Source organism: Edaphobacter sp. 12200R-103 (assembly GCF_010093025.1).
Classification (GTDB): Bacteria; Acidobacteriota; Terriglobia; order Terriglobales; family Acidobacteriaceae; genus Edaphobacter.
This window is the reverse complement of the sequence record NZ_CP048114.1, coordinates 679261-702002: the sequence shown is the minus strand read 5'-3', so window position 1 is coordinate 702002 and position 22742 is coordinate 679261. Positions and strand designations below refer to the sequence as shown.

The window sequence follows — 22742 nt, the reverse complement described above, 5'->3', positions numbered from 1 at the left end:
GATGATAGAAGGAGTTTCCGTCCGTGCACGGAAAGAAGTCACTCTTCCTTCCCTCCGGATTCTCTACAGACCTGCGCCGGCCTTCCAGGATTTCAGCCTTTCAATGGCCGTCCGAACATCTGCGTTCTTCTTTTCCATGTTCGGTTCTTCGCGCTCGATCGTGAGCGCGCCTGTGTATCCCATCTGTTTCAGTTGCCGCAAAAATGCAGGAAAATCCACCTCGCCATCACCAAGTGCGCATTCTGAACCGAGCGAGCCAGGTTCCTTCGGAGGATTGCCGTCTTTGCAGTGAACGGACAATACATGCTCGCTCAACATACCGAGCGCCTGGATAGGATCGCCCGAACCATAGAAGATCATGTTGGCAGGGTCGAAGTTGACCTTCAGATTCGGACGATTGACATCGGCGATAAAACGGAGCAGCACGGCCGCTGATTCCTGGCCTGTCTCGAGAACGAAGTTCTGGCCGAAGTCTGCGCATGCATCGCAAAGCTCTCGGGTAAGCTCGACCATATCCCGATAAAGCTGGGCCTGAGGGTCTTCAGGAACAAAGCCTATGTGACAGGAGACGGAACCGACCCCGAGGCTATGTGCAAAATCCGCTACTTCCTTGGTCCGTGCAATTCGCTCTGCCCTGTACTTCGGCGTAGTGAAGCCGACAGATTCATGTACCCGTTCGAGATCTGAATAGTCTTCACCCGCATAGGAGCAAACAGCACCAGTGATGACAACGCCCGAGTCCGCCAGCTCCGTCTTCCACTCCGGTAATGCCCTGCCACAATCGACGCCCGGGGGCACTCCCAGTTGCATCGCCCTCAGACCGAATGACCGCAAATAGTTAAGAGTCACGGTAGCGTTGTCCTCAGCCCATACAACCAATCCCGTCTCCATCGGCTCTATCCTTGCCATTCCAATTCCTTTCCGCTCAAGTCACGCGATGCTCTCACCAGATTCGAAAGCCGCACCGCGGCAGCCGACTCCTCCGGGAGGCAAAGCTTCGGGGCTGCGTTTCTGCGGCAGCAATCAATAAAGTAGGCTATCTCATCAAAGTACGGGTCGTGCTTGGGGACTTCAATCACCTTACCGGCCTCGCCTCTTTTCTGGAGACGCAACACATCACCTTCAAACGACAAAACCTCGTCCTTCGCTTCCACCACAAAGCTGGCAGAGAATGGAGTCTCCGGCGAGAACCAGCCACCCTCGACCTGCACCGCCGACCGGTCGCCATAATGCAAGGTCGCTTGTACCGTATCTACGGGTCCCTTGCTGGTGGCATTCACCGACCTGGGAGGACCGAAGATATTCAACACTTGGTCAAGATCATGGCACAACAGATCGAGAATGGCTCCTCCGCTGCGCTCTTCGTTCGCCAGCCAGCCTCCCCAACCAGGATAGCCGGCGCTACGCTGAAAGCTGCATCTGGTAACAGCTTCCCTTCCCGCCTCCGCAACATAACGAGCGGCGCATTGATAAGGAAACATAAATCGCAGCACCTGGCCCACCATGAAGACGCGTCCACTCTTGAGGGCCGCGGCAAGGATCGCGTCGCAGTCTTCCGTATTCAGCGCCATCGGTTTCTCACACAGCACATGCTTTCCTGCAGCGAGCGAGGCCAGCACCACCTCTCTATGCATATCCGTCGGAAGACAGATGTCGACGGCATCGATCGCTGGATCGGCGATCACGTCTCGCCAATCAGAGTGCCACACTACGTCCTCGGGCAGAGGGCCGGCCTTCAGATCGAGATTGCCTCGAGCAGGATCTGTAGCTGAGGGACGCGTGCGCGTGGCTACGGATTTCACCGTGACGTCTTCGACAACCTGCAGTGCCGCCAGGTGAGCGCCTCCCATAAATCCATAGCCTAGAAGTGCAACATTCATGATCGAGAAACTCCGTGGCGCCTTACCGCATCAATTTTTCACCGCTGCCTCAGGCAATGCAAAGGCGACATAGGCGCCGTGAATAGGAACCTGCGATACCGGGTGCCCCGGAATCGCATGCGTGTGGGTCGTCGAACGGGCAGCCGCACAGAAGACGACATATTCACGACCGTTGACCTCGTAAACAGCAGGCATGCCTTCCAGCCCCGCTCCCAGCTCTGCCTCCCACAAGACCTTCCCTGTGGCGGTATCAAGGGCCCTCACCCTTCGATCGCGCGAACCGGTAAAAATAAGTCCACCTGCCGTAACGACCGGATTCACCTTCGGAAAGTGTGAGCCTGTGTGGGTGTAGCCCTTCGCAGCCAGCTCCGGGACCTCTCCCAACGGAATCTGCCAACGGATGGTACCCGAGTTCAGATCGTAGGCTGTCAACGTCGTCCACGGAGGGGCGATCACCGGCAGGCCGCTGCTTGCAAACATAAAACCGAAGCTGCTGCGGTAATGAGCATGTTCCGGGTCATTCGTTACAGCCGCAACAGGTTTTGCAGAGGACGACGAATCCGGCGCTCGATCCGGGTGAACAAGATACGCAAGAAGAGCGTCTACGTCCGGATTGGATAGCTGCGAAAACGCCGGCATTGGGCCTTTGCCGTAGCGAATGGTGTCTTCAATCTGCTTGCCGCTCAAGCGCGATTGAATATCTACCAGGGAAGGAATGGCCGGCGGCTTCCCCTCCCTGTTCGTGCCGTGACAAAGACTGCAGTTCGCTTCAAATAACGAGCGGCCACGTACCTCTGGGGAACCCGTTTTCAATGGCTCGGCTGCCAGTGTGAGCTTGAGCATAGCCGGAAGATCCTTGGAGACGACATAAAGGTATCCACGGGATGGATCTACGGAAGCTCCTCCAAAGTTGGCCCCACCATTGTTGCCTGGCATCTCCACCGTGTCCTCCAGACCCGGTGGCGTAAAGAGCCCCTTGTTATGCGCCGCTCGAATCTGACGAATCAGTTGTTCGCGCTCCTCCGGCTCAAGAAATGGACTGAGGTCTTTTTCTGTAAATCTTTGGCGGGCGAATGCGGGAGGTTTCGATGGAAATGGCTGCGTAGGAGAGGTCTCTTCGCCCGGCATATCGGACTTCGGAACCGGACGCTCCTCGACCGGCCACAGAGGCTTTCCGGTCTCGCGCTCGAAGACCCACACGAACCCGACCTTGCTGGTCTCTGCGACGACATCGACCTTTTTGCCGTTATGCGTCACCGTAAGCAGCATCGGAGTGGAAGCATTGTCGTAGTCCCATATGTCGTGATGGACGGTCTGGTAGTACCAGATGAGCTTTCCGGTCCGTGCATCCAGAGCCAGGAGACAATCGCCGAAGAGATCTGCACCTTTACGGTTGGCTCCGTAGAAATTGTATTTGGGACTCGACGTAGGAACGAAGACGATGCCGCGCCTCTCATCGAGAGCCATGCCGCTCCAGGCATTTGCTCCCCCGGCCGACTCCCACGCATCAGGCGGCCAGGTCTCATATCCCGGTTCTCCTGGATGAGGAATGGTGTGGAAGGTCCATTCCAGCTTTCCCGTCAGCACGTTATACGCGCGAATGTCGCCAGGGCCAGAGTTGTATTCCTCGTTGGTCGCCGACCCCAGGATCAGGAGATTGTGAAAGATGCGTCCCGGATTATAGGACTGAACCAGAGTCAGACGCTTTGGATCGCGCCCCAGTCCCTCTCTCAGGTCGACGCGGCCGGCATTGCCGAACTTTGTAATGCGCTTTCCGGTAGCAGCGTTGAGCTCCTCGAGTGCATTGTCGACCGCAAGGATCAGCCGACGGTCCTTCTTATCCGGGCTCTCCCAGTAATTGAACCCGCGATTCATAATCAACGATGTTTTGGCCTCAAGAGGATGTGACCAAAGCTCCCGGCCTGTGACCGCGTCCAGGGCCACCACTGAGTTATCGTGGGCGAGCACATACATCACTTTGCCGATCACAACGGGATTAAAGGCGTAGCCCCGCTCGTCCCCCGTTTCAAAAACCCAGGCTTTCTGAAGCTTCCCGACGTTGGTTCGGTTGATCTGCCGTAACGCAGAGTACTGCGATCCATCGGGCGAGCCGCCATATTCGCGCCACGTCGTATGCTGCGCATACATCACACTACAGAAGAGCGAAGCGGCCAGAATGCTCCGACACACCGGCAAAGAGCTATGGCGCAATCTTCCCCTGAAGCGTCGCCGAACGGCGCACATCTGTTTCCATCTGATACTCATGCACTTCCCGTCTTTGGAATCATTAAGGTCAGATCCAGGAACGAACCTGACCTTACTAATGAGGTCGATGAAGGATCGCGTCAGCGAACGGACAGGTCCCTGATCCAGATATCCTTGAACTGCATATTTCCAGCTCCACCCGCATGCAGCTGCAGAGCGATCTTGCCATCCGCTGCTGCTCCCGGCTTCGGATCGGTATAGTCAATCATCCAGACCCCGTTCAGGCGCGAGCGGTAACGGTTCCCGATCACCTCGACGAAGTAGTCGTTCCATTCGCCCTTGCGAACAACACCTTCGTTCTCGGGCGAAGGCCATACGATCCATCCGCGTCCGTCTTCCGCATACACTCCGCCGGTGTGATGCATCATGGTGCAGTCAATTTCGAACTGCTTGCCTTGTGTAGTATCGACCGAGTTTGGCTTGAATCCTGTGTGAAAGAACACGCCGCTGTTACCGTCACCCACACACTTGAAGCGTAACGACAGCTGGAAATCTTTGTAGTCCTTATCGGTTTCCAGATACCCGTAAGCCTTGGTCAGTCCTCGGCCATGCAGCACACCATCCGGTTCCACCGTCCAGCTCTCTGCGCCGACCTTGGTCCATCCCGTAAGGTCGGTTTCGTTGAACAGTTGAATCCAGTCCGTGCCCGGTAGCTTCGCCTTCTGCTGTCCAACCATGTTGGCGATGCAGGTCGTCGCAAACACTCCTACAGCCAAGCCAACGGCGACTCGGCTCAAAAGCTTCTTCTTTGCAAAGACGAAACGAGCCGGACGTGAAAGCTCGTCCTTCGATATATCCATCGCGGTGCACACTCCTGATAAGGCTTGGGGAACTTGTTGACATCCTACACGCCGGCATCCCCGGAGCCATAAGTCATCCGTACTAGAGAGCCTAAGCGCTCAGGCCCTACGCCTTCTGCAATCTCAACCATCCGGCTACATGATGACGAATCGAATAATCTTCGATACCGGGTCATTGACACTGAGGAGAATTGGCGTATGCTTTGCACCATAGATGGTGCATTTTTCTGGGAGGAGGCCTTTCAAAAAGGTAGAAATCACCCGGTTCCGCGCTTACCTGCGTTGTCCAAAATTGAATTACAACCGCGAAAGAGGTGCCTATGGTGGCCGATCTATACTTCCTCGACGAGTGGATTCCGGAACAGATGGAACCGGGAACAATGTTTCTGCTGGACAATGCTGACGCGCTCGGAAGACCCGAAAACCCCTACTGCGCTGTTCTCTCCTGCCCTACCTGCGGCACACTCGGCCTTATCACACGACAGCAATGTGCCGGCTTGGAACCCATGATCTGTGGCTCAAATACCTGCTCGGCCGAATTCTTCTTTTCAGACGGGCAAATCTGTTATCGCAAACCAAGCTGAGATCCAGCAAGGCTCCCCATCGATTCCCATTATCAACGGTTTTTGTGGAACCCGGAGGGGGTATATCCCATCAGGCGTCTCTTGATAAGACTCTTGCGGATAACCTCGTTTTCGAGGATAATAATTATCGAAATCGAGGTGATCTATGACCGCCGCTGCCGCCACTCTTGTCCTGCCCCGGATTGCCGGATATGACTTCGAATCCGGTGCCGACCTTGGCAATGCCTCCGAACGAGCGGAGCTTTCCTCCGCAGCTATCAAGGCGTTTATGAATCTTCGCAAGAAGTGGGATTTGAATGAAGAACAGTCCCGCGCCTTACTCGGCGGCTTGGCGTCTTCGACATTCCACGCTTGGAAGACCCATCCGAAGAGGACGCTCGATCAGGACACGCTTATGCGCATTTCCCTGCTCATTGGAATCTACAAAGCTTTGAACATCTATTTTGGTAAGCCGTGGGCAGACCGCTGGATTACGCTTTCGAACCGTGGCCCAATCTTTATGGGGCGCACGCCTCTTGCGTACATGATTCAGCGTGGTCAGCCGGGAATGATCGAGGTCAGGCGAATGCTTGACGCTTGGCGGGGTGGGCAGTGACTCCACCGCTTCACCAGGTCAACCGGGACGGTATGCACCGGCTGATCCCTTCCCAATTTAGCAACGGTGGAACAGTTCTCGATGACATCGCCGATGACGATGAGATGCTCGAAAAATTAATTCGACTGGATGGGGCCACGAATGACCGCATCCAGGGAGAGCAATTTGGACTGGCTGGCATAAGCACCTACGAGCTGGTTTACGGCATCCCGAACGGACACATCGTTCGCGCGGCCTTCCTTCATCCGAGCCCGACCGGCGCGCGATTCAACGACTCTACCCGAGGTGCTTGGTACGCTGCGGACAAGCTGGAAACCTCACTGGCCGAGGTGAGCTATCACAAGGCCAAACGGCTCGCTGACATTGTTGTACCTGAGTCTCCATCAGGTATGCCGGAGGCGGAATCCTCTACTTACGATGACTGGCTTGCCGATTTTCATGCGGAGTTTCATTCCTTGGAACCTGCGGCGGACTATACGGAATTTCTGGAGCCTGAGCCTATTCCCGAGTGCTACGCGGAACCTCAGAAGCTCGCGCAGAAGCTCCTAAAGGCGCAGTCCAACGGCATCCTTTACCCCAGCGTAAGGAAGAAACGCGGGCGTTGCTTAGTATGCTTCCGGCCAGCCTTGGTTTACCGACCGCGCCGCGACAAGCGATACGAGATCTCCTTCCGCTTGGAGCGCAATCGGTATCGTCAGGAAGTCCATGAGATCCCATTGAACGGGGATTGAGTTCGTGATGCGGAGTCTGTACTAATGACGCTGAGACTTGGCTGACTCTGCGACTTCCTAATATTCCCGTCGTATTCCAGCTCTTGGTTTACCGCTGTCCAGTCTCACCATATAAGAGATCGCATCCAGCCCCGCAGCAATTCGCCTCGGATGGTCGATTAGGCCCCTGCTAATACTTGAGATCGCGCCGACGAAAGTCGCGCAAAGACCTGTGCATTTCCTCCTGTATTTGCGCCACTAACCAGCGCCATACTGCGCATGGGGTGTATTTCGACACTCTCCCCTTGCCAGGGAACTGCACGGATACCCGAGGTGCACCTGGGTAAACCATTTGGCATCGAAAGAGTTAGGCGAGCCCAGGGTTCCGTAGGGAAACTTTGCCTTCTAAGTATCACTATAAGTATCCCCAGCCGATATAAGGCTGCGGATTTGGGGATACGCCTTCAATCGTCAATATCGCTAAACACCCTATAAATATTGGAGATTATTGGTGCCCGGAGGGGGACTTGAACCCCCACGACCGGTTAAGGTCTGCGGATTTTAAGTCCGCTGTGTCTGCCGATTTCACCATCCGGGCATTCTCGAAGAGCAATCTTCATGCTATAGCATCTGGATCAGCCCTTTTCTTCATACATCGCACAAGACTCGCCTTTGGCAGCGGACACACTCCGGCTACCGTTTCTTTCCGTAGAGCGACTGATAGAAGATCCTGTTTCGCAGGATCGCCTGGACATACTCGCGCGTTTCTGTGTAGGGAATCGACTCGACGAACTCCGCAATATCCTTATAGTCACCCACTGCCATCCATTGGCGGACAGGAACATCCCCGGCGTTGTAGGCCGCCAGCGCGTATTCAGCTTGGCCTCCGTAGCGGGCGAGGACCTGGCTCAGGTTCAAGGTTCCCAGCTGGAGATTAATCGACGGACTAAGGAGCTGCGCCGTGTTAAACCCGCGCATATGTTGCTTGTGCGCGAGCGATTTGCCAACGGAAGGCAGCAGTTGCATCAACCCATACGCGTGGGCACGACTGACGGCTCCTGCATTGAACTCCGACTCCTGGCGGATGAGCGAAGCGACCAGGAAGGGGTCCAGCCCGTTCTTTTCAGCATTCGTAACCAACTCGCTCCAATAGGGCCGCGGGAAGAGAAGCTGCCAGTAAAGGTCAGGGACCTGGTCCATGGAAAGCGCGAAGAACGAGATCTTGCTCCGCTTCAGAGATTGCAACGCCCGTGTCGTCTCGCCGTACGAGGCATAGATGCGGGCCTCAGCCAGCGCTCCCCACTCGGTGGAGTCCGGAGCGGCCTGGATCTCAGGGGCGATGTACTCATTCAACGCCGCATTGGCGAGTAGCCGCGCCTTGATCAGGTGTGGCTCTTCCTCAGGAAGGTCATCCGTCAGCGACGGAATCTCGCGCTGCTGAACCGAGGCCAGCACAGGGGAGTCCGGCACAGAAGGCGTCTTGCCCAGGACAGCGAGGCGCTTCCTCGAAAGATCGGCATAGTAGTAGTTGACGTAATTGCTGACCAGAGCGCGGTAGTAATTGGCAGCCTGACCCGGATTATGCTCCTCGTCCTCAAAGATCCGGGCTCGCCAGTACAGCGCGGTTGGGGCCTCAATACCAGCCGAGTAGCGCACGATCTGCTCATCCATCAGGCGGGCAGCTTCGCCATAGCGGCGAAGGCGATAGTTCAGCCATGCGCATCGCCAGTGTGCCGAAGGGGCATAGGTGCTGCGCGGAAACATCTGTACCAGCAGGTTGTAATGGTAAATAGCCTGCTCATAGTCCCGCTTGATCAGGAACATGTTTCCGCCCGAGTAGAGCGCTTCCTCAAGCCAGCGGCTGGTCGGAAACCGCTTGATCAACTGATCGAGAATTGTCGAATGGGCCTGCTGATCGTTCTCACTCCGGGAGATCTCGGCCAACAGATACAGTTTGACCGCTGCCGTATCATCGTTGCCGGTGTCAGGAAGCCGCTCCACGTCACGGCGGCTGATGCGCTTCAGCTTGTAGTCGCATACGGCGGCATAGATCGCCAAGGCATCTCGGTCGGTCTGTGAGAGGCTGCTGTCCGCGCGGGCAATCTCGTGATACTCCTGACCGGCATCGTTGTACCGCTTTGCATTGAAGAGAAAATCCGCATGGGCCTTCCGCTCGCTGGCCGTGAGAGGCACCCCCATAGCGTCCAATTGGCCGCGAGCCTGTCCGGCCTCAGAGCTGGTAGGAAATCTCGTATAGATGCTGCGATAGATCGGTGCAGCATGGCCGGTATCCCCGGCCAACTGATAGGCGCGTGCAAGGATGTAGCGAAAATCGCTGTGCCCACCCACCGGGGAGTTCTCTAGAGTCTGCAGCTCCGCAAGGGCACCCTGCGGATTGTTTTGCTGGATATAGGCATTGGCCAGCAGCACTGGTGCGTTCGCAACAAAAATACTGGCCGGATGACGTTCCGCAAAACGATCGAGTAAGGCATAGGCGTCTGCTCCCCGTTTCGCCTGCAGGGCTGCCTGTGCTCCCAGATAGTCTGCATAGTCATCCAGTGCTTTTCCGATCGTCTTAGCCTGCTGGAAGGCGCTGTAAGCCTCGTTATAACGGCGGTCGAGCATGTAGGCATGACCGAGAGAAAGCCATGCAGCCGCGGCTGCTTCCCCCGAATGCCCACGCGCATAGGCCTGAACTCCCGCATAGGCGGCCGCCGAGCGCGTTGCAATCAACTGTTGCGCCATGGGCCGAAGTTGTTCGGTAGCATGAAACACAGTCTTCAGACGAACCGATTCCGCTGCCTCCTTCTTCGATAGTCGCCGGTGGGGACTAACTTTCTTTCTTGTTGAGGCTTTGGATCGTTTTGTCGAGGCTGATTTTGACGTCGTACGCTTCCTGGTAGAAGACTTCGCGGCAGCGCCTGTCTTCGATGACTTCTTCGTCGAATGTGATTTTTTTTGCGTTGCCGCCGCCGGCTCGCGAGCATCAGCCAGCGAACAACCTGCCAACAGAGAACCAAGTAGGACTGCAATATGAAACCGGGACCGAAACTTCAACTTCGCCTCTCTTTACGGGAGTTCACACCTCTTACTCTAAGCCGCAAGTCAGCCTCTTTTCGTTGGACTCCACCAGGTGGAATCTGAGCAGATACATCGGGCCGAGTTTTGACGGCATCAAGACGATTTGGCCTGAAAGGGAAAGGCAATTACTATAATCCCAGCGTCAAAGAAACTGAGTTTTCCAGGCTCAGCCTTGATTTGCCGCACCTTTTAAGCGATGCCGACCATCCAATCTCCAGGTACGGAAGAGATCCATCCCGACGTAGCTCTCGTAGAGCGCGCACGGGAGGGTGATGCGGCTGCCTTTGAGCAGCTGGTCAGGCAGTACGAACGCCAGATCTTCCGCGTAGCACAGCATATTACGCAGAACCGTGAAGACGCCGAAGACATCACGCAGGATACCTTCCTCAAGGCTTACGAGAAGCTGGACCAATTCCAGGGAAACTCCAAGTTCTCGACCTGGCTTGTCCGTATCGCGGTCAACGAAAGCCTTATGCGTCTTCGTAAGCGCAAGACCAGCAAGACCGTCTCCATGGACGAAGACGTTCAGACCGAAGAAGGCTCCATCCCACGTGATTTTGCCGAGTGGAGGCCAAACCCGGAGCAGATCTTCGATCAGAATGAGCTCAACGACATTCTCCGCCGCACTATCCAGGGTTTGCCGCCCGGCTTCCGCACCGTTTTTACCCTGCGGGATATTGAAAACCTCTCCACAGAAGAGACAGCGGAGGCACTTGGCTTGAGCGTTCCCGCCGTCAAATCGCGACTCCTGCGCGCCCGTTTACAATTGCGCGAACGCCTGAGCAGGTACTTTCGGCAGCGGAAGGAAGGGACACCCGCATGAACTGCACCGATTTTCTCAGTCAGCTGACCGACTATTTCGACGGCCAGATCAGCCCCGAACTCCTGGAAGAAGTCCGTGCTCACCTGGCAGGTTGCAGCCACTGCGAGGTCGTGCTGAATACCACGCGACGAACCATTGAGGTCTATCGCGATAACGAGATCTATGACATCTCTGACGAGCTTCAGGAAAAGCTGCACTCAGCCATCATGGCTCGCTGCCTCGAAAAAAAGCGCGCCTAGCTCTGAGGCTATATCTTTCCCGCGGCGCGCAACGCTCCGATCTCGTCGTCCTGAAAGACCCTTGACCGGATCAGAAAGCGTACGCCCTCCGGACCCTCCAGCGAGAACATCCCTCCCCGGCCCGGCACCACATCCAGAATCAGTTGCGTGTGCTTCCAATACTCAAACTGCGGCCTGCCGATGTAGAACGGTGTGCCATCCACCTCCCCCAGCAGAACGTCGCTTTCTCCAACGAGAAACTCTCCAAGCGGATAACACATCGGAGAGCTTCCATCGCAGCAGCCTCCCGACTGATGGAACATCAGCCCGCCATGCTTTCCCCTGAGCTTGCCGATCAGGGCGACCGCGGCCGGAGTCGCGGTCACCTGAAGCGGAAGTTTTGTGGTCGTCTCCATGCTTAGAAGAACCCCATCGCCTTAGGGCTGTAGCTGATCAGCTGGTTCTTGGTCTGCTGATAGTGATCCAGCATCAGCTTGTGATTTTCGCGCCCAATGCCCGACTGCTTATAACCTCCAAAGGCCGCATGAGCCGGATACAGGTGGTAGCAGTTGGTCCAAACACGGCCCGCCTGAATAGCACGCCCGAATCGGTAAGCCCGGTTGAGGTCGCGGGTCCAGATACCGGCACCCAGCCCATAGAGGGTGTCATTGGCGATCGAAAGAGCCTCATCGTCATCCTTGAAGGTTGTTACAGAGACAACCGGCCCAAAGATCTCCTCCTGGAAGACACGCATCTTGTTATGCCCCTTGAAGACTGTGGGCTCAATGTAAAAGCCGTTCGCAAGGTCACCTTCCAGCGAGGCCCGCTTACCGCCGGTAAGCGCTTCTGCGCCTTCCTGCTTACCAATATCCATATAGGAGAGAATCTTTTCCATCTGCTCCGTCGAAGCCTGAGCTCCGATCATCGTTGACTTATCCAACGGATTTCCCTGCTTGATCGCCTTAACGCGCTTAATCGCGTGCTCCATGAAGCGATCGTAGATCGACTCCTGAACAAGCGCACGTGATGGACAGGTGCAAACCTCGCCCTGATTGAGCGCAAACATGGCGAAACCTTCGAGACACTTGTCGAAGTAGTCGTCATCTTCCCGCATGGTGTCGGCAAAGAAGATATTGGGAGACTTGCCGCCAAGCTCAAGCGTAACGGGAATGATGTTCTGCGAGGCGTACTGCATGATCAGCCGGCCAGTGGTCGTCTCCCCGGTAAAGGCGATCTTGGCGATTCGTGAGCTGGAGGCCAGCGGCTTCCCTGCCTCGAGTCCAAATCCGTTGACAACATTCACCACGCCTGGCGGCAGCACATCCTGGATCAGTTCCATCAGAACCAGAATGGACATCGGCGTCTGCTCTGCCGGTTTCAGCACGACAGCATTGCCCGCCGCAAGAGCGGGAGCGAGCTTCCACGTCGCCATCAGTATGGGAAAGTTCCACGGAATAATCTGCCCGACGACGCCCAGCGGTTCGTGGTAATGGTAAGCAACCGTCGTCTCGTCGATCTCAGCGATTGAGCCCTCCTGTGCCCGGATGCATCCCGCGAAGTAACGGAAGTGATCGATGGCCAGCGGAAGATCGGCGGCCATCGTCTCGCGAATTGGCTTGCCGTTATCCCACGTCTCCACCGTAGCCAACATCTCCAGGTTGTCTTCCATGCGTTGAGCAATTCTGTCGAGAACGAGCGCACGCTCTGCCTGCGAGGTCTTGCCCCACGCCGTCTTCGCAGCATGAGCAGCATCCAGCGCGCGGTCGACGTCGGCAGCGTTCGATCGCGGAATCTCACAGAGAACCTGCCCGGTTACGGGGGTCACGTTTTCGAAGTACTGTCCTGACGCGGGAGCTACCCACTCGCCGCCGATGAAGTTCTCATATCGTGGGCGGATCGAGACCGGATATCCGTACTCTCCCGGCCGAAGCGCTGTCATCGTTGCCATGCTCGTATACTCCTTCGCAATCGTGAATTACGATGCGCGGAGATTGTAGACCTGTCCAGTCATCGCTGTCACAGGACAGCGAAATTGGGTCGGAGGTTATCACTCCAAAAGAAAGAGCCCCGGAGGTAACGGAAAACGGTCCGTCACCCCGGGGCCCTGTTTTATCTATCCGCAAGGCTTAAGACTTGCGCTTGGGCGAGATCTTGTTCAGTTCAGCCAACAGAACTTTGGCAGAAGCGGGAGTCTTGACCTCGTGCTTGAAGACGATGTCCTGCGCGGTGTAATCGCTCCCGTAAAGATTCTTATTGGCACCATCGTCCGGGCGCATGGTCGAACCTGAAAGCGAAACTCCGGCAAAGAGGCCCTGCGCGCGCGACCACGAGAGAATCTCCGCCTTCAGCATGACATCGGTCTCAGCACTTGCATTGCGACCCACCGGGCCGGCCGCTGCGGAGGCATCGCCGCCAATCTTCACTTTACTGGAAAGTACAGACTTGGCGCCCTTCTCATTCATGATAAGGAGAACGAAGTCCGTGGCCTGTCCGCCGATCTGGAAGCCAAAGCTTGCACCTTCCAAAGCCATCATCGCCGGTGCGCTCCAGGGTCCCCTGAAATTTGCGCCAGTCCTGCAGGTCATGACGCCGCGGCCATAGCTGCCGCCCACTACAAAGGCTGCTTTCTTAACCGAAGGATAAACAACGACACACTCAGCTTTATCTATCAGGTCGTGAGGGATGCCTTTATCGGGCGATTCGAGAATATCCCTCAATACCTGCCCGGACTCCTTAACACGGTCTTCCTCCTTACCCTGCGCATTGGCAATAAGAGGAAGCACCAGCAGAGCCCCCAACGATAGACATGCAATCTTCTTCATCTTTCTCTCCTTGACGTTCTTTATCATTTGCCAGGGCGAACCCCATATATGTTTGCCGGTTCGCAAAACAAATCTTACCGGCCGGAGAAGTATCGCAGGCAATACGACGTATCTTTCTATATTGCAGTTGCTTGGCCTGTGCCATCTCTATCAGGAAAGATGCAGCTGCAGCTTGCGCCACAACTCGCAAAGCTCTTGAAGGATAGGCCTTTACAGGCAATCCCCCCTACAACTTCACGAAGAGCGATAAAACGGTCCTGCGTGGCTTCCCGGAAGTGAGGCACCCTGAATCATCTTCATTTTGTCACTGGCCCCGGACCTCCAAATCGGAAGATTCCACCGCAATTTGCTGCACGGGTCATCAGTGGCGCGCTTTCAGGCGCAGATCTTGGTTCCTCACGTCATCAGTTGGTCAGCGGCCTGTTGACTGGCTTCGTAAGAGCAGTTGCAGGAACGCTGGGCGGAGCCTCGTTCCGCGGCTGGCTCTCCCACACCGTCGGCAACGATCTTCCTGCCGCCTTATCGAGGATGCGATCGCCATCCTCGGCTGGCTCCTGATAGTCTCGCATCTATGACAGCGCAACAGTTCGACGCCATCATCGTCGGTGCGGGTCAGGCGGGCCCGTCGCTTGCCGGGCGGCTCGCGCTGGCAGGACACAAGGTCGCCATGGTGGAGCGCAAACTCTTCGGCGGCACCTGCGTGAATACGGGCTGCACTCCTACCAAAACGCTGATCGCCAGCGCCTACGTCGCTCAGAAGGCGCGTGATGCGAAAGACTATGGAATCGAAACAAACGGTCCGGTGAAGGCCGACATGAGAGCGATCAAAGCTCGTAAGGACTCGATCGTCCTCAAATCCCGCGATAGCGTCGAGAGCTGGCTCCGAAACATGGAGAACTGTACGGTGTATACCGGCCATGCACGTTTTGAGTCTCCGACTGAACTCCGCGTAGGTGAAGACCTGCTGACCGCCCCGCAGATTTTTTTGAATGTGGGCGGGCGCGCCGTCGTGCCCGACATGCCGGGAGTGAAAGACGTTCCCTTTCTCACCAACACTACCCTTCTCGATCTGGATACTCTTCCTGAGCATCTGGCTGTTGTAGGAGGAAGCTATGTCGGTATCGAGTTCGCCCAGGCATTTCGCCGTTTCGGAAGCGAAGTCACCATCGTGGAAATGGGGCCACGTCTCGCACACAAGGAGGACGAAGATGTCTCCGCTGCGATTAAGGAGATTCTGGAGAAGGAAGGAATCCGGATACGACTGAATGCAGAGTGCATCGAGTTACGGAAGACCTTCGGCAGTGGCATTGAAGTCCATGTCAGCTGCGATGATGATCCCTCCGCTACCGCTGCAACTCACGTATTGCTGGCCGTAGGCCGCCAGCCGAATACGGATGATCTTGGACTCGACAAGGCTGGAGTGACCACAGATAAGCGCGGATACATCCAGGTCGACGATCAGCTTCGCACCAGCGTCCCGGGCATATGGGCGATGGGCGACTGCAATGGCCGCGGAGCCTTTACCCATACCGCCTACAACGACTTTGAGATCGTCGCCGCCAATCTGCTGGATAACGATCCCAGAAGGGTTAGTGACCGCATCGTGACCTACGGATTGTTTATGGACCCCCCTCTTGGGCGAGTGGGAATGACAGAGCACGAAGTCCGGGCTACAGGAAAGTCTGCTCTCATCGGAACCCGTCCGATGACCAAGGTCAATCGCGCCTTGGAAAAGGGTGAGAGCGAAGGCTTCATGAAGGTCCTGGTGGATGCAGAAAACAAACAGATCCTGGGCGCCTCTATCCTGGGGACCGGAGGTGACGAGGCAATCCACTGCATCACCGACGTTATGTATGCAAAGGCGCCTTACACCACCATCCAGCGTGCCGTACACATACACCCCACCGTCGCAGAGTTGATCCCCACGGTGCTTGGCGATCTTAAACCGTTGAAATAGTTCAATCCGTCTGGTCTGCAAACGACTCGTTTCTACAAAAGTCAGGAGAGTCGGCGCGCCTGTCGCTTCTCCTCAGAGATAAAGAGCGCGGCTGTCCACAAAATGAGCAGGGGAAAAAACTCCAGCGTATAACGCGGCTCGGAGTTATCCAGCGTCAACAGCAGCCCACAACGAAGCAGGAAGAAGCCAGCGGTCGACCACGCCAGGACGCCATAGCCGTCCCACTTCCTCCTTCGCCATCGCCACAGCCCCACGGCTGCCGCCGCAAGGTAGACAACGTCCAGCGCCGCATAGGCTGTCGCGAATGCCGTCTGGGCTCGATGCTTTCTCCACCTCCACCACTCCAGATCGATCTCCATCATCTCGACGCGGGGGCGAAGCATCATATTGACCAGGCGAGCCAGGGGCAGCGCGAGGTAATAGCGCACCGGATCGTCCTCGATCCTCTCCTTTGCAAGAGCAGCAAAAGCCGACTCCAGCTTCGGCGTCGCGTTGGACGTCTGGTTGTATTCGTTCAGCAGATCGTTGACCCGGTCATATTGCTCGTCCGTATCGAAGGCCCGCGTCGGAAGATCGTCGATATCGATCGTTGAGGTATTCCAGTTCCAATACACATCCTCCGTCGAAGCAAAGTCGATCGCCCACGTCCGATACCAGCGGTTGAATCCCACGGGAACCAATTCCCCCGGATCGACAGCATCCCTTGGAACCAGCGGTTCAAAGACGTGGAACGTATGCCAGTTCCTCAGGCTCCAGGGAACCAGCGGAAGGATCATGCAAAGCGCAACCGCTGCCACCGGAGCAGTTGCCGATATTCCGCCCTCCGTCTTCTTAAACACAACCCATAGCATCGCCGGAACCACCGCCGCTGCCAGAAGACCCTGTTCCGGTCTTAGCAGCAGCGAATACGTCAGCGCACCTGCGATCGCCCACATCCAGCGATTCCATCCTCCGCCATCTTCGCACCATCGCTCCAGGCCATAGAATGCTGCCGCAATCGTCGCCAGCGTAAGCGTCTCCGTTAGGGGAGCCGATACATAATTTGCAGTAAAGGGACATAGGGCGGCCATCCACAATGCAACCATCGCCGCCCTTCCGCCAAACAGCCTTCTCGTTAAATCCCACAGCAGCACACAGGTTCCCAGGTCGATCAGCGTCTGGATCAACATGACTGCGTTGTACTGATCATCCCCGAAGATACGGAAGCAGACCGCCAGAAAGAGAGGGTATCCCGGCAGGCGGATCAGCGTCGGCACCGGACCGGTCGGCGAATCTGCGAAGCCATAGACCCAGTGATGCATCCAGTTCTTCGCGATGTCGCCGTACATCAGCGTATCCCCGGCAATTCGCGGGGCATGCAGGACAAACAGCAGCCGCAGAGCGAATCCCAACAGAATCGCCAGCCCGAACTGCACATGATGTCTTCGCCAATTTGGCATCCAGATGCATCATACTGTGAAGGTTGTTTTCTGCAGCCCGGTCGCATTGACTGTGCTTCCCCGGCTGCTTAGGATTGAGGTTGGACCAGACTGCGGACGCGCATCAGACTCCCCGATGAAGAAACAGATTTTCTACGATCCGCAACGCAAGCGCTGGAAGCGCCTTCGGGTCATCTTCGACATATTGGCCTTGGTTGGGCTCATCCTCGGCATCATCTTCACAATCGGCATTATCCGCATGGAGCCCCTGCCGGAATTGCTGCTTGCCACCCAAAAGCGCAACTACCGCACTCTTGCCAACCAGCCGTTACCGAAAAACCAGAAGTATCGCCGTTCTGCCCATCGAAAGACCGACATCAAGCCGTCGGAAGTTCCTCTGAACTCCGGCGAAGGCCTGCGCGCTGCCTATTATGTGGACGACGATCCCGCCAGCTACTCCTCCCTGCGCCAGCACATCAATCAGATCGACCTGCTCTTTCCGGAGTGGCTGCACGTCACCTCTCCTGATGGGTCCCTGATGGGATCCTCGGTCGACGGACGCCTTTATAAGGTCATCGCGAATAACACCGTCATTCCCGTAGACCGCGATAACAAGATCGGCCATGTCATCGCCCAGAGCCACGCCAACGTCGACATCCTCCCGCTGGTCAACAACTACGACCCGGTCAAAAACAACTTCATTCCCGAAGTCGGACAGTTTCTCTCAAGCGACACGGCACGAGCCAACTTCATCCACCAGGTCCACGTCTTCCTTGCGGCCAATCCCAACTATCGCGGCCTCTCGCTCGATCTCGAAAACATCCCTGAGGAGGCGCAGCCGGGGTTTAAAGCTCTCGTCGCCGGCCTCTACAACGATTTCCACCCTCGCAACCTCCACCTCTACGTCAACGTCCCCGCGCGCGATCCCGACTTCGACCTGAAATTCCTCGCCGACCACTCTGATGGCCTGCTCGTTATGAACTACGACGAACATGAGACCGGCAGTCAACCCGGTCCCATCGCCTCGCAGGACTGGTTCGTCGACAACCTCAAAAACATCCTCAAAGTCGTCCCGAAAGAGAAAGTAATCTGCGCCATCGCGGCCTACGGCTACGACTGGACAACAACGCTCCCACCCAAACCCCGCCGGGGCCACAAGGCTGCGCCGGAGAAAGTCCTCTCCGCCACCACCATCTCCACCCAGCAGGCATGGCAGGAGGCCTACGACTCCAACTCCAAGATCGACCTCGACGACGATTCCCTCAACGTCCACTTCGCCTACGACGACGATGATGCACACGTGCGCCACTACGTCTGGTTCCTCGACGCGGTCACGGTGCTCAACCAGATGCGCGCTGCCCGCGCCCTCGGTATCCAGACGTACGCGCTCTGGCGCCTCGGCCAGGAAGACAACTCCATGTGGAAGGTCTGGGATACGCCCCTGCGCGCCGACCCGGCGAAGGACCTTGCCCGCGTAGCCCCTGGCTACGACGTCGATACCGAGGGCGAAGGTGACATCCTGCGTATTACCCGTAAGCCCCAGGACGGTTCCCGCGACCTTACCATGGACGACGACAAGTCCGTCCCCCTGCAGTACCGCATGGTCGTCGAGGAGTCCATGGAGTCGTACCCGCTCTCCTACACCGTCACCCAATATGGTTACGACCCAAAGAAAGTGGCCATCTCCTTTGACGACGGTCCCGACTCCGAATGGACACCGAAGATCCTCGACATCCTCAAGCAGTACAACGTCAAAGCAGTCTTCCTGCTCATCGGCGAAGAAGCCGAAAAGAACGTCGGCATCATGCAGCGCATCTACCGCGAAGGGCATGAGATCGGCAATCACACCTTCACGCATCCCGACATCAGTGACATCTCCAAGGGTCAGGTCGACCTCGAGCTGAACCTCACCGAGCGACTCTTCGGCTCCAAGCTCGGCGTGCAGCCCCTCTACTTCCGTCCGCCCTACTCCATCGACCAGGAGCCCGACACCAACGACCAGGCCGCTCCCGTCGATCGCATCCAGAACCTCGGCTACGTCATCCTCGGCAACAAGATTGACACCAACGACTGGGACGAGCACCCCCGCAAGACCCCGCAGGAGATCACCGACAGCGTCTTCGCCCAGATGGCAGACATGAGGACCCAGCCCTGGCGCCGCGGCTCTATCATCCTCATGCACGACGGAGGCGGCGACCGCTCCGCCACCGTGGCTGCCCTGCCCATGCTGATCACGACTCTCCGGCAGCGCGGCTACCAGATCGTCCCCGTCTCCGAACTCATCGGCAAAACCCGCGCCGAGGTCATGCCTCCCCTCACGCCGCACCAGCGCTGGCAGGCGAGGGCTGATTCCATCACCTTCTTCCTCATCGGCTTCTTCAACAACTTCGTCGTCGCCGTCTTCTTCGTCGGCGACATCCTCATGAGCGGCCGGCTCATCATCATCGGTATCTTCGCTGTCATCGACCGCCTGCGCACCCGCAAAAACTTCGCCGCGCCCGATTACGCCCCTCGCGTCGCCGTGCTCATCCCGGCCTACAACGAAGAAAAGGTCATCGCCCGCACCATCCGCTCGGTGTTGATGTCGAACTACAAGAACCTGCGCATCATCGTCATCGACGACGGCTCGACCGACGACACCCTCGAGGTCGTCCGCAAAACCTACCCAGCCGATCTCGCCTCTGGACGCCTGACACTTCTCACCAAGCCCAACGGCGGCAAGGCCGAAGCACTCAACTTCGCCCTCAACCAGACCGAGGAGGAGATCTACGTCGGCATCGACGCAGACGGCGTCATCGCGCACGACGCCATCTCCCGCCTCGTCTGCCACTTCGCCAATCCAAAGATCGGCGCCGTCGCCGGAAACGCCAAGGTCGGCAACCGCGTCAACCTGTGGACGCGCTGGCAGGCGCTTGAGTACATCACCAGCCAGAACTTTGAGCGCCGCGCACTGGACCTCTTCGACGTCGTCATGGTCGTCCCTGGAGCCATCGGGGCCTGGCGCACCGCAGCCGTGCGCGACGGCGGCGGCTACCATCCCGACACCGTCGCCGAAGACGCCGACCTCACCATGAACATCCTCGAGCAGGGCTACTCAGTCATCTACGAAGACCAGGCGCTCGCCTTCACCGAAGCCCCCGTCGACATGAACGGCCTCATGCGCCAACGCTTCCGCTGGTCCTTCGGCATCCTGCAGGCTGTCTTCAAGCACCTGGGAGCCGTCACCCGCCACCGCGCCATGGGGCTCTTCGCCCTCCCGAACATCATCATCTTCCAGATCCTGCTGCCCCTCGTCTCTCCACTCATCGATCTGATGTTCGTCGCCGGAACCATCCAATATTTCGTCGACAAGCACTTCCACCCGGATACCGCCTCAGCCGCCAGCTTCCACAAGCTGCTGCTCTTCTTTGCGGCCTTCCTTATCATCGACTTCATCACCTCGGCGCTGGCCTTCGCGCTCGAACGCAAACACCCCGCCAGCCGAGGAGACGCCTGGCTCCTGGTCCACATCTGGATCCAACGCTTCACCTATCGTCAGGTCTTCTCCATCGTGCTCTTCAAGACCGTCAAACGAGCCATCGACGGCAAACCCTTCAGCTGGGACAAACTCGAACGCACCGCCAAGATGTCAAAACAGACTGAGGCTTTGGCAGAGCATCGGTGAGGCGCTCTTCCGGCAAAGAAAGAGACTCCGAATCAGGGCTAGATTACTTCGGGGCCAGGTACTACGGAAGTTCGATGGGGCGGTTCTCAAGCCCTGATCCGTCGGGTCTTGTATATGCCGATCCCACGAACCCGCAGAGCCTGAATTTGTACTCATACGTTCTGAACAATCCATTAAAGTTCATCGATCCTAGCGGCATGGCGTGCGTCTGGGATGACGGTAGCTTTGATTCGGAGGATGATAAGCAAACTGGAAGTAGTGGGCAGTGCGGCGCGGCGGGTGGAACTTGGTTGGACAAAGGAGCTACTGCTTCTCTTAGCGGAGGGCAAGACTGGAGCAATAAAGCGGATTCGTATATCGCCGACGCAGCGAATTTTATGTCGGCAACTGTGACTCCGCCAGCCCAGGGAACAAACTTGCTTTATGATCAGCAGGTTGCCACCGATCAGCAGTATCTAGCCCAGCGACGAAACCCTTCAGCACCAACGTCAGCTCAGTACATCCAAGCTATCCAGAAAGCAATTGCGCCGATTCCAAATGTATGTGCGTTTGGTGCTGCTGCATATCTTGGAGTTGGCGGCAGAGGGGGATTAGGGCTTTCCGCAGATACCAAGAACGGAGTCCAGTTAGCAGGGAGCACCAGCCTAGTACCTGGAGGTTCAGGTGTGTCATTTGGTGGAAGCAGTGGAAATGTGAACTATGCTGCCCCTATACCTGACACTCCTTTCCTTGCCTATGTGGGAACGCATAACGGCGACCCGAACCAGATTCAATCGGTTGGAGTGGGCACTGCGACTAAATCACCGTTGAATGTATCTGTGTATGCAGATATCGGTACTTTTGGAGACCCCAATTGCAGATAGACCATAATGCGGAGGGTTGGATGTACTTCAGGTACTGGGTTGCGGCCATCGTCGGCTTCTTGCTGATCTTAAATGGTTTATTCGGAAGACATCTAACTACCCGGACGATGGGAAATCGCCCTCCAGTCGAAAATCCTCCAAGCCGTGTTGGGAGAACCCTCTACATCTTGCTCTGTGTGGGAATCTGCCTGTATGGGGTTCTTCACCTTATCCGGTAGGCTTGTATGCTTCAAACCTGCCATGCTTCGCATGGGGGTTAGGGGTGACACGTCACCCCAGAATGGGAGCTGTGGAGTAACCTGCTGTTGCTGTGCGGGAACCTGCTGAAACGGCGGCTAATAGACAAAAACGTCTATATCGGCGTTACCCTAGAGGAAAGCCGGGTGCCCCACGTCTCGCTTCTGAGACGTGGGAAGTAAGATATCACCCATGACCAAGGGTCTCGTTCGATACCAGAAGACCGGATACCATCTCCACTTCATAACCTTCAGTTGTTATCAGCGTCTTCCCTATCTCAGAAACCCCACGGTACGCGACCAGTTTGTACAGTCCCTCGAGAAAATCCGGACACGCTACGACTTCCTCGTGCACGGATATGTAGTGATGCCCGAACACGTACACTTGCTCGTAAGTGAACCGAACGAAGCCACCCTCGCCACGGCGATTCAGGCACTTAAGTTGTCGGTCTCGGTACAACAAGGACGAACGCGGTTCTGGCAGAAGCGATACTACGACTTCAACGTGTTTACCGAGGATAAGCGGATCGAAAAGCTACGCTATATCCATCGCAATCCCGTAACTCGCGGACTCGTCGCGAAGCCTGAAGATTGGAAGTGGTCGAGCTTCCGCCGCTGGAAGACAGCCGAAGATGTCCCCGTAACCATAACAACCGACCTCATGTCCCCATCAGAACCCACGTCTCAGAGGCGAGACGTGAGGCACCCGGCAATGCACCGCTGGGAGACTTCCATATCGGAGAACACAATCTAAGGAATCAGATAGCTATTGGAACCACTGCTTTTCTGACCACGCGAGTTTATGCCCATGATCCCAAAAACCGTT

The 22742-nt window shown here is 56.7% G+C and carries 18 protein-coding genes and 1 tRNA gene; 8 read left to right on the top strand and 11 right to left on the bottom strand.

Annotated features, from left to right (window positions below; all coding sequences use genetic code 11):
* Positions 1 to 63: 63 nt before the first annotated feature.
* From GWR55_RS02970 to GWR55_RS02955, 4 genes are all read right to left on the bottom strand, one after another.
* Positions 64 to 909: a sugar phosphate isomerase/epimerase gene (locus GWR55_RS02970; protein ID WP_202925573.1), complete on the bottom strand. Its 846-nt coding sequence runs from the start codon at positions 907 to 909 to the stop codon at positions 64 to 66.
* On the bottom strand, positions 897 to 1880 hold the full coding sequence (locus tag GWR55_RS02965; RefSeq protein WP_162400930.1) for a Gfo/Idh/MocA family protein: 984 nt from the start codon (positions 1878 to 1880) through the stop codon (positions 897 to 899). The genes GWR55_RS02970 and GWR55_RS02965 overlap by 13 nt, the downstream gene beginning before the upstream one ends.
* Before the next feature lie 30 nt (positions 1881 to 1910).
* Positions 1911 to 4028, bottom strand: a complete 2118-nt coding sequence (locus GWR55_RS02960; protein WP_162400929.1) for a pyrroloquinoline quinone-dependent dehydrogenase — start codon at positions 4026 to 4028, stop codon at positions 1911 to 1913.
* 197 nt (positions 4029 to 4225) lie between these two features.
* The gene (locus GWR55_RS02955) at positions 4226 to 4945 is read right to left on the bottom strand and encodes a DUF1080 domain-containing protein (protein WP_238398602.1); all 720 of its coding nucleotides are present in this window, start codon (positions 4943 to 4945) and stop codon (positions 4226 to 4228) included.
* Between the two features lie 729 nt (positions 4946 to 5674).
* On the opposite strand from GWR55_RS02955, the gene GWR55_RS02950 reads away from it, so the two are divergent.
* Both GWR55_RS02950 and GWR55_RS02945 read left to right on the top strand, forming a co-directional pair.
* Positions 5675 to 6124: an antitoxin Xre-like helix-turn-helix domain-containing protein gene (locus GWR55_RS02950; RefSeq protein WP_162400928.1), complete on the top strand. Its 450-nt coding sequence runs from the start codon at positions 5675 to 5677 to the stop codon at positions 6122 to 6124.
* Positions 6121 to 6855, top strand: a complete 735-nt coding sequence (locus tag GWR55_RS02945) for an RES family NAD+ phosphorylase (RefSeq protein ID WP_162400927.1) — start codon at positions 6121 to 6123, stop codon at positions 6853 to 6855. Before GWR55_RS02950 ends, GWR55_RS02945 begins: the two co-directional genes overlap by 4 nt.
* Before the next feature lie 488 nt (positions 6856 to 7343).
* On the opposite strand, the gene GWR55_RS02940 is transcribed toward GWR55_RS02945, so the two are convergent.
* Together GWR55_RS02940 and GWR55_RS02935 are read right to left on the bottom strand one after the other, a co-directional pair.
* A tRNA-Leu gene (locus GWR55_RS02940) sits at positions 7344 to 7432 on the bottom strand.
* Positions 7433 to 7527: 95 nt separating this feature from the next.
* The gene (locus tag GWR55_RS02935; RefSeq protein WP_162400926.1) at positions 7528 to 9579 is read right to left on the bottom strand and encodes a transglycosylase SLT domain-containing protein; all 2052 of its coding nucleotides are present in this window, start codon (positions 9577 to 9579) and stop codon (positions 7528 to 7530) included.
* Positions 9580 to 10111: 532 nt separating this feature from the next.
* Between GWR55_RS02935 and GWR55_RS02930 the strand changes: the two genes are divergently transcribed.
* Both GWR55_RS02930 and GWR55_RS02925 read left to right on the top strand, forming a co-directional pair.
* Complete coding sequence (locus tag GWR55_RS02930; RefSeq protein ID WP_162400925.1) at positions 10112 to 10738, top strand: RNA polymerase sigma factor; 627 nt, start codon at positions 10112 to 10114, stop codon at positions 10736 to 10738.
* Complete coding sequence (locus GWR55_RS02925) at positions 10735 to 10977, top strand: anti-sigma factor (RefSeq protein ID WP_162400924.1); 243 nt, start codon at positions 10735 to 10737, stop codon at positions 10975 to 10977. The genes GWR55_RS02930 and GWR55_RS02925 overlap by 4 nt, the downstream gene beginning before the upstream one ends.
* Before the next feature lie 8 nt (positions 10978 to 10985).
* On the opposite strand, the gene GWR55_RS02920 is transcribed toward GWR55_RS02925, so the two are convergent.
* From GWR55_RS02920 to GWR55_RS02905, 4 genes are all read right to left on the bottom strand, one after another.
* Positions 10986 to 11372 (bottom strand): DUF779 domain-containing protein, encoded by a 387-nt coding sequence (locus GWR55_RS02920; RefSeq protein ID WP_162400923.1) that lies wholly within the window; start codon positions 11370 to 11372, stop codon positions 10986 to 10988.
* Between the two features lie 2 nt (positions 11373 to 11374).
* On the bottom strand, positions 11375 to 12904 hold the full coding sequence (gene adh, locus GWR55_RS02915; RefSeq protein WP_202925572.1) for an aldehyde dehydrogenase: 1530 nt from the start codon (positions 12902 to 12904) through the stop codon (positions 11375 to 11377).
* Positions 12905 to 13082: 178 nt separating this feature from the next.
* Complete coding sequence (locus tag GWR55_RS02910) at positions 13083 to 13778, bottom strand: lipid-binding SYLF domain-containing protein (RefSeq protein ID WP_162400922.1); 696 nt, start codon at positions 13776 to 13778, stop codon at positions 13083 to 13085.
* Positions 13779 to 14182: 404 nt separating this feature from the next.
* Positions 14183 to 14347 (bottom strand): hypothetical protein, encoded by a 165-nt coding sequence (locus tag GWR55_RS02905; RefSeq protein ID WP_162400921.1) that lies wholly within the window; start codon positions 14345 to 14347, stop codon positions 14183 to 14185.
* Positions 14348 to 14349: 2 nt separating this feature from the next.
* Between GWR55_RS02905 and GWR55_RS02900 the strand changes: the two genes are divergently transcribed.
* Positions 14350 to 15735 carry an FAD-containing oxidoreductase gene (locus GWR55_RS02900; protein WP_162400920.1) on the top strand — a complete coding sequence of 462 codons (1386 nt, stop codon included), beginning with the start codon at positions 14350 to 14352 and terminating at the stop codon, positions 15733 to 15735.
* 41 nt (positions 15736 to 15776) lie between these two features.
* Here GWR55_RS02900 and GWR55_RS02895 read toward each other — a convergent pair whose 3' ends face one another.
* Positions 15777 to 17174 (bottom strand): glycosyltransferase family 39 protein, encoded by a 1398-nt coding sequence (locus GWR55_RS02895; protein WP_162400919.1) that lies wholly within the window; start codon positions 17172 to 17174, stop codon positions 15777 to 15779.
* Positions 17175 to 17289: 115 nt separating this feature from the next.
* Between GWR55_RS02895 and GWR55_RS02890 the strand changes: the two genes are divergently transcribed.
* From GWR55_RS02890 to GWR55_RS02880, 3 genes are all read left to right on the top strand, one after another.
* Positions 17290 to 20817, top strand: coding sequence for a glycosyltransferase (locus tag GWR55_RS02890; RefSeq protein ID WP_162400918.1), 3528 nt, complete (start codon positions 17290 to 17292; stop codon positions 20815 to 20817).
* A complete protein-coding gene (locus tag GWR55_RS02885; RefSeq protein ID WP_162400917.1) occupies positions 20814 to 21680 on the top strand; it encodes an RHS repeat-associated core domain-containing protein in 867 nt (288 codons plus the stop codon). Before GWR55_RS02890 ends, GWR55_RS02885 begins: the two co-directional genes overlap by 4 nt.
* Positions 21681 to 22109: 429 nt before the next feature.
* Complete coding sequence (locus GWR55_RS02880) at positions 22110 to 22670, top strand: transposase (RefSeq protein WP_238398601.1); 561 nt, start codon at positions 22110 to 22112, stop codon at positions 22668 to 22670.
* Positions 22671 to 22742: the final 72 nt, after the last annotated feature.